The 13,088-nt window shown below is 40.9% G+C and carries 15 protein-coding genes and 1 pseudogene; 8 read left to right on the forward strand and 8 right to left on the reverse strand.

Translation table 11 applies throughout. The features are described 5' to 3' along the window. Positions 1-4: 4 nt before the first annotated feature. Entirely contained in the window at positions 5-1,081 is a 1,077-nt protein-coding gene (locus tag PSH48_RS04515) for an AI-2E family transporter (protein ID WP_248462856.1), read from the reverse strand. Continuing rightward, entirely contained in the window at positions 1,074-1,292 is a 219-nt protein-coding gene (locus tag PSH48_RS04520) for a hypothetical protein (protein ID WP_004589174.1), read from the reverse strand. Before PSH48_RS04520 ends, PSH48_RS04515 begins: the two co-directional genes overlap by 8 nt. A gap of 147 nt (positions 1,293-1,439) precedes the next feature. Here PSH48_RS04520 and PSH48_RS04525 point away from each other — a divergent pair, with 147 nt between their 5' ends. The 5 genes from PSH48_RS04525 to PSH48_RS04545 are packed head-to-tail and all read left to right on the forward strand — an operon-like array spanning position 1,440 to position 4,960. Continuing rightward, positions 1,440-2,105, forward strand: a complete 666-nt coding sequence (locus tag PSH48_RS04525) for a hypothetical protein (RefSeq protein ID WP_004589173.1) — start codon at positions 1,440-1,442, stop codon at positions 2,103-2,105. 1 nt (position 2,106) lies between these two features. Further along, entirely contained in the window at positions 2,107-3,564 is a 1,458-nt protein-coding gene (locus tag PSH48_RS04530) for a M48 family metalloprotease (RefSeq protein WP_138611458.1), read from the forward strand. Between the two features lie 54 nt (positions 3,565-3,618). After that, the gene (gene arsC / locus PSH48_RS04535) at positions 3,619-3,966 is read left to right on the forward strand and encodes an arsenate reductase (glutaredoxin) (protein WP_273610978.1); all 348 of its coding nucleotides are present in this window, start codon (positions 3,619-3,621) and stop codon (positions 3,964-3,966) included. Continuing rightward, positions 3,966-4,520 carry an NAD(P)H:quinone oxidoreductase gene (gene wrbA, locus PSH48_RS04540; RefSeq protein WP_004589170.1) on the forward strand — a complete coding sequence of 185 codons (555 nt, stop codon included), beginning with the start codon at positions 3,966-3,968 and terminating at the stop codon, positions 4,518-4,520. The genes arsC and wrbA overlap by 1 nt, the downstream gene beginning before the upstream one ends. Continuing rightward, the gene (locus PSH48_RS04545) at positions 4,517-4,960 is read left to right on the forward strand and encodes a DUF2069 domain-containing protein (RefSeq protein ID WP_024034209.1); all 444 of its coding nucleotides are present in this window, start codon (positions 4,517-4,519) and stop codon (positions 4,958-4,960) included. Before wrbA ends, PSH48_RS04545 begins: the two co-directional genes overlap by 4 nt. A 287-nt stretch (positions 4,961-5,247) precedes the next feature. On the opposite strand, the gene PSH48_RS04550 is transcribed toward PSH48_RS04545, so the two are convergent. Together PSH48_RS04550 and PSH48_RS04555 are read right to left on the reverse strand one after the other, a co-directional pair. Continuing rightward, positions 5,248-6,585, reverse strand: a complete 1,338-nt coding sequence (locus tag PSH48_RS04550) for an ankyrin repeat domain-containing protein (RefSeq protein WP_004589168.1) — start codon at positions 6,583-6,585, stop codon at positions 5,248-5,250. Between the two features lie 210 nt (positions 6,586-6,795). Further along, the gene (locus PSH48_RS04555; protein WP_004589167.1) at positions 6,796-7,389 is read right to left on the reverse strand and encodes an MlaC/ttg2D family ABC transporter substrate-binding protein; all 594 of its coding nucleotides are present in this window, start codon (positions 7,387-7,389) and stop codon (positions 6,796-6,798) included. Between the two features lie 246 nt (positions 7,390-7,635). On the opposite strand from PSH48_RS04555, the gene PSH48_RS04560 reads away from it, so the two are divergent. Next, a complete protein-coding gene (locus PSH48_RS04560; RefSeq protein WP_273610979.1) occupies positions 7,636-8,172 on the forward strand; it encodes an acyloxyacyl hydrolase in 537 nt (178 codons plus the stop codon). 119 nt (positions 8,173-8,291) lie between these two features. Here the strand turns inward: PSH48_RS04560 and PSH48_RS04565 are convergent, their stop codons facing one another. Further along, positions 8,292-9,662, reverse strand: coding sequence for a YjiH family protein (locus tag PSH48_RS04565; RefSeq protein ID WP_273610980.1), 1,371 nt, complete (start codon positions 9,660-9,662; stop codon positions 8,292-8,294). A gap of 70 nt (positions 9,663-9,732) precedes the next feature. Beyond that, the gene (gene bamC, locus PSH48_RS04570) at positions 9,733-10,791 is read right to left on the reverse strand and encodes an outer membrane protein assembly factor BamC (protein WP_029772477.1); all 1,059 of its coding nucleotides are present in this window, start codon (positions 10,789-10,791) and stop codon (positions 9,733-9,735) included. A 360-nt stretch (positions 10,792-11,151) separates the two neighbouring features. Here bamC and PSH48_RS04575 point away from each other — a divergent pair, with 360 nt between their 5' ends. Together PSH48_RS04575 and bcp are read left to right on the forward strand one after the other, a co-directional pair. After that, positions 11,152-11,688, forward strand: coding sequence for a glycine cleavage system protein R (locus PSH48_RS04575; RefSeq protein WP_029774547.1), 537 nt, complete (start codon positions 11,152-11,154; stop codon positions 11,686-11,688). A 10-nt stretch (positions 11,689-11,698) separates the two neighbouring features. Further along, positions 11,699-12,178: a thioredoxin-dependent thiol peroxidase gene (gene bcp, locus PSH48_RS04580; RefSeq protein ID WP_029774548.1), complete on the forward strand. Its 480-nt coding sequence runs from the start codon at positions 11,699-11,701 to the stop codon at positions 12,176-12,178. A gap of 158 nt (positions 12,179-12,336) precedes the next feature. Here bcp and PSH48_RS04585 read toward each other — a convergent pair whose 3' ends face one another. Both PSH48_RS04585 and PSH48_RS04590 read right to left on the reverse strand, forming a co-directional pair. Then, entirely contained in the window at positions 12,337-12,834 is a 498-nt protein-coding gene (locus PSH48_RS04585) for a lactoylglutathione lyase family protein (RefSeq protein ID WP_273610992.1), read from the reverse strand. A 78-nt stretch (positions 12,835-12,912) separates the two neighbouring features. After that, positions 12,913-12,993, reverse strand: a pseudogene (locus PSH48_RS04590) (twin-arginine translocation signal domain-containing protein); the annotation flags it as partial. Positions 12,994-13,088 lie beyond the last annotated feature (95 nt).

Below are 13,088 nucleotides of genomic sequence, written 5' to 3' on the forward strand. Positions count from 1 at the left end.
TACGTTACTCTGCCAACTCTTTTGTTATTTCTCCATGGGTTGATGACCAGGCATTTATTAGCGCTTTTACAAGCGATGCGAGTGGAATGGCAAAAAACACGCCCCAAAATCCCCATAAGCCACCAAAAAATAGCACTGCAACAATAATAAATACGGGATTTAAATCAACGGCCTCAGAAAACAACAAGGGCACTAATACATTGCCATCGAGCGCCTGAATGATCCCGTAAATTATTAATATGGTCCAAAACTGCGTTTCGATACCAAATTGAAACAGCGCCACGGCCGCAACCGGTATGGTAACCAATGCCGCACCCACAAACGGAATTAACACCGAAAACCCAACCAACACGCCAAGTAAAGCTGCATAACGTAAATCAAGTACAGTAAAGGCAATAAACGAGGTGCCACCCACAATTAAAATTTCGAATACTTTGCCTCGAATATAATTCATTATTTGCTGGTTCATTTCGTGCCACACTTGCAAAATTAACCGTCTCTGCTGCGGAATAAGCGTAGCGGCACTGCTTGTAAGCTCAAGCTTGTCTTTAAGCATAAAAAATACAAGTAAGGGTACAAGCACCAAATAAATAAGCCATGCCACAACATCTTTTAACGAAGTAAGTGAAAACGAGACAATAACTTGGCCAAATTCGAGCGCCTTTGCCTCTACACTTGCCACAATAGCTTGGACCTGCTCGGCATTAATTAAACTGGGGTATTGCTGTGGTAAGGCCATTAAAAATGACTTACCTTGCTCTACCATGTGTGGGGTTTCTTGTACTAAATTACTGGTTTGCTTCCAAAGCACAGGGCCAATAACCAAAATAAGGGTAAGCATAACCCCGGTAAATATCAGCATTACAATGACTGTGGCACTAAAGCGTTTTAACCCAAAGCGCTCTAAGTGTACAACCGGCCAATCAAGTAAATAAGCAATCACCAATGCCACTAACACAGGAACAATTAACGAGCCAAAAAAGTACAGTAATGCCACAGAGGCAATGAGTAAAAAAAGTAAGGTGACTGAATGAGGATCTGAGAACTTTCTTTCGTACCATGTTTTAACGTATTCAAACATGCAATGGCTCCACTAGTAATAGTCCTAGGTGTTGATCAAATTTATATGTATATGCATTTTTGCTTAAAAAACGCGTAATATCATCTGCGCTTTCGTCGTTATTTATACTAAACGTTATTGCCTTATTAGATGACTGCGCATTACGAAGCGCTAATTTAAATTGTACAAACTGTTGTGGGCATTTAAATTTTTTTAAATCGCACTCTAACATAACTACTTTACTCGCTAAGTAAAATGAATAATAAGTCGCATATTGTCGGTCATTCTATTTATAAAATGTGAACAGCAGTAACTTTTTCTTAAAACCATTCCAGCAATGGTTTATCCTTATAACATAATTAGCAGTAAGGATAAGTTAATGCCTGGCACGCATAATAAAGCGCAACTACCTAGTAATCCAACTCTCAAAGAGATTAATTGGTATAAAAAGCAGATAAACTGGGGAGAGCTCCCGCCTTTTTATCATCTTGTTGCTTCTTCGGTCAGCGAATCTGAAGGAATATTGGAGCACGGATTTGATAATGCTGTAAAAAGCCTGATCAATAAACGCAATTGGAACTTAGACTTACTTGATGGCTATGAAGATGATTTTGGTGAAATACACACCAAGCATAAGCCGCGTATAGCGCTACACCAAGTATTTACCGACCGAGGCTTTGAGCTCTGGGCGCAACCCTATGCTAAAGATATAATTATTGATCAATACGTTAAAGATAACCGCTTTATGGAGTTTAAAGTATGGGATCCGCATTCAATGAAAAACCTGATCCGCATAAATCAGCTCCATAAGTTTATTGGCTTTTATTTTGAGCGCGGCGACAAGGCCGATAAAGCCATTATTTTACATGCACATAAGGTAGTACATAAAATTATTAAATTTTTGCAGCAGGAATTGAACGTTGTAAAGCTTGATGGAGTCACAATAAAAGAACTCTACCAATTGTGCGAAAAAGACAGCCGTGCAAGCAGCGATGAAATTGACATAGCAAAAATTGCCATTGGTGAACAAATTAACAAGGAATAAAATGCAGCTAAAATCAGCCTTTATCACTTTATGCAGTGCCGCGCTTACCTTTAGCCTACTGGTTAGTGAGCCGTTAAAGGCACAAACAAACTTTACGCTACCCGATTTAGGCACGTCTGCGCTACAAGTTTTGCCACTTGAAAAAGAACAAGCCATTGGCGAAGTGATGATGATGCAAATAAGAGGCTCATCACCGGTGGTAAACGACCCCGTTTTAGACGAATACTTAACCACACTTGGCAGAAAACTTGTAGCTAATGCAAACGACGTGCGTTTTCCTTTTTCGTTTTTTTGGGTAAATAACAACGAAATTAACGCCTTTGCTTTTTACGGCGGGCATGTTGGTGTGCATACGGGGCTTATTGCGCAATCAGATAACGAAAGCCAATTTGCCTCTGTACTTGGGCACGAAATAGCGCACGTAACTCAGCGCCATTTAGCTCGTCGTATTCAGCAACAACAAGACAACAGCGCTCTGACTATTGCAGGCATGATAGCCGGTATCTTAGCCACCGTGGTTGCTCCCGACGCAGGTATTGCTATTATTTCGGCTAACCAAACCCAAGCCGCGTTTAGCCAACTAACTCACAGCCGTGCTGCCGAGCAAGAAGCCGACAGAATTGGTATGCAAACCCTTAATAACGCCGGTTTTGACGCCCGTGCATCGAGTGAGTTTTTAACTAAACTTTCAGCGCAAATAAGATATAAGTACAAACCACCCGCTTTTTTACTGACTCACCCATTGCCAGAGAGCCGTGTATCTGACGTACGCCTACGTGCAGAGCAATTCCCTGTGCGCCATTTAAACCCAAGCCTTGAGTTTAATTTAGCAAAAAGCCGAGTACTTGCTCGTTATGCCAATAAGCCCGAAAATGCCGAAGCGTTATTTAAAAAATTAATGCGCGAAAACAGTTACAACAACACCGCGCTTAAATACGGCTTGGGTATAAGCTTACTTGATCAAGATAAACTAGATGAAGCCGCCGAAATTTTAGAGCCGCTATTAGCGCAAAGTCCTAAAAATTTATTTTATATCGATACTCACACCGATTTACTAATAGCGCAAAAAAAAGCCGACGAAGCGGTAAAGTTTTTGGCTGAACTAAACAACTATCGCCCTAACAACCAAGTTATAACTTTAAACTATGCAAATGCAGCATTAGAGGCTAAGCAGTTTGAACTAGCTGAAAACATTTTAAAAAGCTTTTTACTTGAAAAACCCGACCACAACTTAGGCAAACAGCTATTAGCCGATGCCTATAAAAAACAAGACAAGCTTGCCGCTTATCACGAGGCCAATGCTGATGTGTTATCGCAATATGGCGCGTATATTAAAGCCGCAGACGAAATCCAAAAAGCGCTTAACTTCGTAGAACCCACAGAGCTGGTTAAACAGCAACGCTTAAAAGCCTTGCTTACTCAGTATCGCCGTTTACAAAAAGAGCTGGCAAGGCTTTAAGTCTGCCAGCGCTTGCCCTAAAATAGCGGCAAATTACATTTTGGAACTAATTGTATGTCAGTTACTATTTATCATAATCCACGTTGTTCTAAGTCGCGTGAAACCCTCGCATTACTAGAACAAAACAACGTAACACCAAGCGTAGTAGAGTATTTAAAAACACCGCTTAACCATGAGCAAATAAGCCAACTTTTAGAACAATTAGGCTTTAGCTCAGCTCGCCAGCTAATGCGCACAAAAGAAGATGCATACAAAGCGCTTAACCTAAAAGAAGAAACCAACGAGTCAGCGCTAATAAATGCCATGGTAGACAACCCTAAACTTATTGAACGCCCTATTGTACAAAACAACGATAAAGCAGCCCTTGGCCGTCCGCCTGAAAACGTATTAAGCGTATTATAATGACGACTCGCATTGTTGTACTGTATCACTCAAGCCATGGCTCGGTTGAAGCTATGGCGCACGAAATAGCCGAATCTATAGAGCAACAGGGTGCCACAGCCGTATTGCGTACCTTTGTTGCTAAAAATCCGCACGATATAGTAATTACAAAAGATGATTTAATAAATTGCGACGGCCTTGCGTTTGGCACACCTACCCGATTTGGCATGATGGCATCGCAAGCAAAAACGTTTTGGGAAACCACCAGCGATCTCTGGCTAAAAGGCCAGTTAATAGATAAACCAGCCTGTGTGTTTTCATCGTCAAGCAGTATGCATGGCGGCAATGAAGCCACCTTACTTAATTTATCATTGCCGCTACTACACCACGGCATGATGTTATTAGGAGTACCTTACGAAGTACCAGAGTTACTAGCTACGCAAACCGGCGGCACACCTTACGGGGCAACGCATGTAGCCGGCAGTAGTAATACGAATACTTTAAGTAAAGACGAAATTAAAATATGCCAAAGCGTTGGTAAACGCCTCACTCACATTGCGAGAAAACTTCAATGAATACCGCTGACACCCCTGCTAAAAAGCCAATTACTGTAAAATTTCAGCGCACCGCTATTTTTGGCTATGTGGGTTTATTACTTTTATTTCCTCTGTGGATGTACTTTGTACCTCCGCTAAATGGCAACGCAAGTGTTGTATCCTTGTTTGTGCCTATAATCCCGTTACTGTTGCCCTTAAGAGGCTTTATTAAAGACAACACTTACACTTACGCCTGGGCTAACTTTGTTGTTATGTTGTACTTTATACACGGCTTAACCATGTTATGGGCTGCACCTGATGAGCTAATATGGGTGTTATTAGAGCTTGTATTTGCCTCTGCCATGTTTATTGGCTGCACGTATTACGCAAGGCACCGCGGGCAAGAGCAAGGCTTAAAAATACGTAAACTTAAAGAAGAACTCGCAGAGGAAAAAGCCGCTAACGAATACAATAAATAATACTAATTCGCAAAATTAAGTATTTATGTTGGAAGTTGAAATAATACCAATCCGCATAAGTAAGTGACCTATTTTGAGGATGGAAAAACGTGTTGATAGCAAGGCAAAAAATTCGCTATTTAGTTGTTCTAAATGAGAGTTTTTTAACGCAGATAGCGACACGTTTAGCCCCGCAAAATGATTAGATATTATTGCGGATTGGTATAATAGCTTATACATACAAAAAACGCGCTTAACATAACAATGTAAGCGCGTTTTTTTAGGCTTTTAGTTTGCCATGGCGGCCGCTACACTAATTCGCTCAGTGCAGCGAGTGCAACTATGCTGGCTAATCCAAGCTGAGCTATTAAGCTTAACAACGAAAAAACACGCAACACAAATAATCCCCACGGGTGCTTTATATGTGGATAGAGCGCACAGCGCTTTAAGCTCGCCGCAAAGAAAAAACACACCGATGCAATCAATGTAAAAATTAAAGTCAGCTCACTTTTTATGGCAATGCTTTCATCAAAAAAGAAATACAGCTGCAATGGCAATAAAATAGTGACAATTGCGTGTAAGGCGTGCACCTTTTTAATGCGGTTAAACTGCCCTTCTGGCGAAAGCTCTTTTATACCAAAATCGCGCTCAAGGCATTTAACTAAATTGCTTGCTTTAATACTTACTGCTAACCGGTAACAGCTTAAGCCCTCGTTATTACGTGCTCTAAAGTCGTAACCTGCTTTTAGTAATAGCACCATAAGGGTTTCGTTTTTAGCTAACACTGCATAATGCAGTGCGGTATTGCCTAAGGTGTCTTGCGCTTTTTGATCCTGTTTAGCCAACAGGGTTTCTATCACATTTACATAGCCTTTTTCGGCTGCCCACATAAACGCTGTTTTATTGTTTTCATCAGCCAATGTACCAGTGGCACCTTGCTCTATAAAACGCATCGCCATGGTTTGCTTTGCGCTTTTTTGGCTTAAATGAGCAAGTAATGCTTTTTCAAGCAATACAATAGAATCTACATCAGGCGATACTTGCGTTAACAACGTAAAATAGTCTTTACCGTTTGCTACTTTTTGACTCGCAAGCTCTGTAAGTTCGTTTAAATCAGCGACCGATTCAGGTAAAAAAGCACTTAAACGCTCTCTAAAATCAACTTCTTGCCACAGTGCTAGCGTATCGTGTGCACTTAATTTGCTGCCACTATTTAGAGCATGTTCAATTAACGAAAAATAGCGTTTACTAAATAATAAGCTAAACAACGAAAGCGGCGTATCAAGTGCGTTCTGCGCCGCCACACTGGCGTATTTTTCTAAGCGCTGGCACAGCATTAGCGCCATTGATTCGCTGGTGTATTCGTTATCTAAATAATGATTTTTAACAGCAGCAATGTAAGCGTGCGCATCTTCGTCATATTCACTAATATGCTGAAAATAACACTCTTCAAAGGGTTCAAGCGGGGTTAACCATATCAAATAGTAAATGGGTGGTAGCACAGTGGTGCATACACCGTCATCTTCAATAGTAGAACGACATGCAGGCCAAGCTTCTAAAGCATCTAAAATAAAGGCACCGTTTTGTTCTACAAGTCCTTTAATAAGTAATGGGTATTCCTTTGGCCAAATCAGTACATTTTCCATTAAAACAGCACAACTCCAGTGTAGCTTGATGAGGCGTCAGTTATAGCAGTTTTTAGCTGACACCACGCTTAATCGACGTGGTGATATTCTATCACACCTTTTTTTTGCTGCGAGCTTAAAGTAGATGAATATTAAGAAAATATAAAAGCAGCCAATACACTTTAGTGCGGCTGCTTTTGTGGTTGGAGAGGGTCTTAATCAGGAAGTGAACTATTTATTTTTTAGTTCAGTAATTACTTGCTCTAAGCCTACATCAGAAATGCGTTGAATGATCTCTTTTTGCTTAGCGCTTAAAAGCGAAATACCTTCGGCAACAATGTCGTATACTTTCCATTGCTGGTCTTTACCTTGGCGCAGCTTAAAATGCAGATCAATCACGGGCGCGTTTGGCTCAATAATTTGCGTTTTAACCGTCGCGTACTCAGAGTCGCTTTTCGCGGTATCTTGTTCAAATACTACTTGCTGGCCGGTGTACTTCATTAGCGCACCTGCGTAAGTACCTGTTAAATAATGCTCTACTGCATCAATAAAACGTACAGCTTGCTCGCGCTCAATGCCTTTTATGTGCTTACCAAGCAATTTAAACGACACAAACTTAATATCTATGTTTGGCATTAAACGCGTCTCTACAATGCGCGCCATATCGGCTTTGCTTGCATCGCCTTGTGCATTTACTTTTGCAATATCGCTAAAAAGCGTATCGGCAACGCCCTCAAGCATATGTTGAGGCGACTGCGCCGTTTGCGCAAATAACGCGCTGCTAAAAAAGGCAGCAGCAATAAAAATAGTGTTAAAAAGTTTCATGAGCGTGACCATGTGTGTGATTAAGATGTGGCTAAATTACGCGATTTTAAGCCACAAAAACAGACACAAAAATGCACCTTATTAATGCCAAAACAGCACCAATTAAATAAACTATTTATTTTCAATTAGTTAAGCCTTCCCTGTTAACAGCCCATAAACAAGCGGCATTTTGTCCTCATTGAAAATGTGAATGGCCCGCCCTTATCATTTATTTACTCATTCGACTCACACACCAATTTGGCAGTTATGAAACCGGTATATAAAACTTTCACACTTATTCTATTTTTAGTTATTTCTGTATGGGGTAACACGGCGCTTGCGCAGTCTAATCATGGTTACGCCGTAGATGTTCTCAAAGGCGAAGGCAACGTGAATGGCGTTAAGCTGGCTTATCAATATCATGCCCCTAGCTTACAAAACTTAGTGGGCGATGCGCGCTTTTATTTTGAAACCAGCGTTAATATGTGGGAATACCGCCATGGTGACAACTCGCAATCTAATCTTGTTTTGGCTATGTCGCCCGTACTGCAGTTTCCTGCTTTTAGTTTTCATAATACCCCGTTTTATATTGAAGCAGGTATTGGCGTATCGCTTATTGATGAAACTAAATTTGCGGGCAAAAATATCAGTACCCACTACCAATTTGAAGACCGTATTGGCCTAGTTGCAGACTTTGGCCACACTAACGTAGCGCTTCGGGTTATTCATTACTCAAACGCCGGATTTAAAGAGCCTAACCCAGGTTTAAACTTTTTAACTCTTTCAGTGGCAAGGCGTTTTTAATCTTCATTGGTATTTAGTATCAATTTGCCACTTAAAAGGGTTAAGTATTAGGGTAATTGAAATAACTAGCCACAAAAAGGCCCTGATAAATCAGGGCTTTTTATAATTTTAATACACTACTAGCCAACTAACCAATGCGCCATTAAGGCAATAACCGGCAGCGTAATAAGTGTACGTAAAATAAATATAACGAACAGCTCAACAATGTTTACCGGTATTTTACTGCCCAGTAAAAGTGCGCCAACCTCAGACATGTAAATTAGCTGAGTTACGCTCATTGCGGCAATAATAAAGCGAGTTACATCACTTTCAATGGTGCCCGCAGCTAAAATTGACGGAATAAACATATCGGCAAATCCCACCATAATAGTTTGTGCCGCGGCCTGTGCTTCGGGTACTTGTAACCACTCTAAAAATGGCACAAACGGCATACCTAAATATTGAAATACCGGCGTGTGCTCAGCAATAATAAGTGCAAATGTTCCTACGGCCATTACAACAGGCAGTACACCAAACACCATATCAAGTGCATTATGTACACCCTCTTTTAAGGTACCTTTAAAGCCCGACGAGTTATTGGCTTTTGCTAATGCTACATCAAGTGAGTGCCCTACTAAGCTTTTACCCGTTGGGATAGCCTCAGCATCGCGATTTGGCTCACTGCCATCAATCAGCAAGTCTTTTTTAAAGCGAAGTGGCGGTAAACGCGGCACAATAATAGCGGCTACCACACCGGCTAAACATACGGTGGCATAAAATGGGGCAAATAAGTGCTCTAATTTCACTTGGCCTAAAACCACCAAGCTAAAGGTAATAGAAACCGCCGAAAACGTAGTACCAATAATAGCGGCTTCGCGCTGCGTGTAGTGCTTTTGGTCGTACTGCCTTGCGGTCATTAAAATACCAACACTGCCATCACCTAACCACGACGCAGTACAGTCAACTGCACTTCGCCCAGGTACGCCAAATACAGGGCGCATTACTTTGGTTAGCATAGTGCCTGCAAGCTCTAATAACCCAAAGTTAATTAGTAAAGGCAGTAATAAACCGGCCAGTATAAATACCGAGAACAAAACAGGTAATAAGTCGTTTAATACCAAAGCGCCTGTGTTTGCAGAGGTGATTGCCTCGCTACCTAACCCTAAATGGGTCATTAGCACAAACGCCATACCAAATAAACGCACCACTAACCACACTACACTTACATCAAATAAATGCTTTAACAGGGGTGATTGGCAAATAGCGGCGGGTTTAAATACTTTGGTGATCACCGACATAACGCCAGTAATACAAATAATAAGGGTAATAATTGCTTGCGCAGAGCCAGACATCAACGCTTGCACGCCTTTAGCCATTAACGCAATAGGAATGGTCATCCCGTCTGCGGTAGGAATGGGTGTCATAAATAAAAACACACCAATTAACGACGGTAGTAAAAAAGTAAACCAAGTGCGCCACGTATAGTGCCCGCGAGGAGGTAACTGAGACATATTTTTTAATCCATAAAAACTACAAAAAGAGCAAAGCGCTCTTTTTGTAGTAAAAACTTATTATTAATTATTAAATTTTGATGCCGCGCTGAATAAGTGCTGCTTCTAACGCTTGTTGTAAACCATTCATGGTGCCAGGTTCGAGTGTTTCGCCTTTGTCATCCATCCAGGTTAAGCTTGTACCGCCTTCTTTAGTTTTGCTCACTAAAATTTGGTATTGGCCTTCTTCAATTGGAAGCTGCGCAACTTCGTCGCCCCAAATAGAATCCCATACACTGCTTTCTGGCTTGTTGTAGTCGGCAGTTATTAAGCCGGTATCGGTTTTAATCTCAACAATAGTAAACGATAGGCGTTCTAAAAAGCCCGAGAAGCGGTCGAATACTGCATCGTATGATTGCTCAGTAACAAGTGCAGCATTGCCTTTGTTATCAAAGCCCATTTCTAAAGAAATAATACCTTGGCGCTTGCGGTTTTCTACTTCTAACTGACGATAGCGATAATCAAATTCAGCCACAACTTGGTTAAGCGCGCGTACTTCTAATTGCTGCTTAAGTAAATCGGTTAACGTATCATCACCTTTAAAGTCAATAAGTTCAGCGCGTAACGAAGCAGTACGCTGATGCGATTTTTCTTCAATTGTGAATCTAAAGCGCTCTTGGTTTTCGCTTACCTCATCGCCCCATAACCAGCTCTCTTCAGCTTTAATTATTGAGTACCAGTCGGTTTCGATAATACCAAGTAGCTTATCTTCTTTTGTGGTTGTTGCATTATTTTCGGCAATAACCGCTTTAATTGAGTCCCAAACAAATTCATCTAAATCAACAATGCCATCGTTTTTATCAAAGTAAATACGCGCTTGTTTATCGCCCTCTTCTACCCAGCTACCTTTAGCAACAGTTAAAACCTGTGCTGGTGGACGATAGTTTGTTGCCTCAGGGTTGTTATCGTATTGGCCCACATCCATTTTATAAACCGGATCTTGCGCTGGTTGAGATAACGATGGCGGGGTTTTAACACCCTCATGCGTACGATAATTGCGTTCGTTGTGCGCTTCATTAATAAAAACATTACACCCTGATAAACTTACCAATACACTCACTGCAAGTGCTTTTGGGATCCAATACTGCACAGATATTTCTCCTTAGCATACCCTTTAATTGTTTTACACGTATATGAGTGGGTAATACCGAATTTGGTTCAGTGTAAAATCAACATTAACTTTACATTTATTATTTGGCTGTCTAATTGCAATAAAGTTCACACCTAAGTGTTATAAAATCAATCACAACAAAAAGACAAATTTTAGCTATGGTACTTTCCTGTGCCAGTAAAAACAAGGAACACAACGCTTTAAAGCGCCTTTAATTAAGCGCCTATGTAGTTTAGGGTGCTTTTTGTGTTAAACTTCGCCGCCGTGCAACGTAGTGTATGCGCAGCGGGCTATACCAACTCGGTTGTTATATTTCAAAAAACGTAGGTATTAAACTTCATGACTGCATTTTCAAATCATCAAATTGTTTTAACCGCTATTGGCGAAGATAGACCGGGAATTGTAAGCGAACTTACACAGCTTGTAAGTGATTGTCATTGCAACATTATAGATAGCCGAATAGCTATTTTAGGCAGCGAATTTACCTTTACCATGCTGCTAAGCGGCGATATGTCGGCCATTAGCCGCATAGAGCACACCTTGCCTACTAAAGGCATGGAGCTAGGCCTACTCACCATGATGAAGCGCAGCACCACTCGCCACACCGAAAGTGAATTTTGCGCAGGCTATACCCTTGAATACACAGGGATAGACACCCCAGGTACACTGAGTAAAGTAACGCGTTTTTTTGCCGATCACCACATTAGTATCTGCTCATTAAAGTCAGACACTTACGATGAAGAAACCGACACTAAAATGCGCTGCGAAATTGAGTTTAATATCCCAGTAGAGGTTGATATAGACCAATTTAAAGTGACCTTTGAAAACCTTTCGCACAGTCTTAACGTAGATTATATTTTTAAACGTATTCGCTAAGGAGCACAGCATGAACAAAATTAGTCCATTACAAGCCGGTGATACAGCACCAGAATTTAGCTTACAAAACCAAAACGACGAAACAGTCACCCTAAGTGAGCTGTTAAAAGAGCAACAAGTACTGGTGTACTTTTACCCTAAAGCCTCTACACCGGGTTGTACGGTTCAAGCCGAAAACCTACGTGACCAACAAGCGCAGCTTGCTCAATTTAACACCCGCGTTGTAGGAATTAGCCCAGATCCAATTAAGCGCCTTAAAAACTTTGAAACTAAAAAAGAGCTTAACTTTGATTTGCTCGCCGATGAAGATCACGCCATTGCTGAAGCATTTGGCGTATGGGGCTACAAAAAGTTTATGGGTAAAGAATACGATGGTATTCACCGCTTAACCTTTTTAGTAGGCCAAGACGGTAAAATTAAACACTTATTTGATAAGTTTAAAACCAAAGATCATCATCAAGTGGTTTTAGATTACTTAGCGGCGGAATAAGTTAGCTATCAGCTATCAGCTATCAGCTATCAGCTATCAGCTATCAGCTATCAGCTATCAGCTATCAGCTATCAAAAAATAGAAAAAGCGTTGCTCTAGGGCAACGCTTTTTTATTAGCGTTTATTGAATAAAGTAAAGTGACTCGTTACATAATTAATTAACCATAAGCGCCACTTGAATATATAAGCTCGTAACTGTGGCTATAAATTTCTAAAATATTGCCAAACGGGTCTTCCATGTAAATCATGCGGTATGGTTTTTCCCCTGGGTAATAATAGCGCGGCGCTTTCATACGCTTTTTTCCGCCCGCGGCCACTATTTTATCAGCGAGTCCTTCTACATCAGGGTCTTGTACGCATAAATGAAATATTCCCGTTTTCCAATACTCAAAATTATTTTTTGGGTTTTGCTGATTTTTAAATTCAAATAGCTCAACCCCCACCCTATCCCCTGTTGATAAATTGGCTATTTTAAAACTGCCCCACCCAGCACCAAATACATCAGTACACATCTCACCAATCGGTGATTTATCTTCTGTTATTTGTGTGGGTTTCATAATTAAATACCAGCCCAGCACCTCAGTATAAAACTTAACGGCTTTTTCTAGGCTTGGTACTGACACACCAATATGCGAAAACGTGCGCGGATAAGGCATTGGCGAACCAGCTAAGCCATTTGCTAGCTCGCCTTTATCAGCTGCTTGCAGGTTGGCATTAGCATTCAAACTTGTAAACAGCATAGGCAGCGCGGCAGCACCCAACCCAGCAGCCGATAACTTCATAAAGTCTCTTCGATTTAGCTCTTTTTTACTCATGGCATGTTCCTTAACGGCAAAGGCGTTAAATGTAATTAAAGGAATTAATTAGCCATGATAAATGATTGTAGTGAGGACAAAAAATTATCAAATAT

Origin of the sequence: Pseudoalteromonas sp. Angola-4 (assembly GCF_028599265.1) — a bacterium.
Classification (GTDB): domain Bacteria; phylum Pseudomonadota; class Gammaproteobacteria; order Enterobacterales; family Alteromonadaceae; genus Pseudoalteromonas; species Pseudoalteromonas atlantica.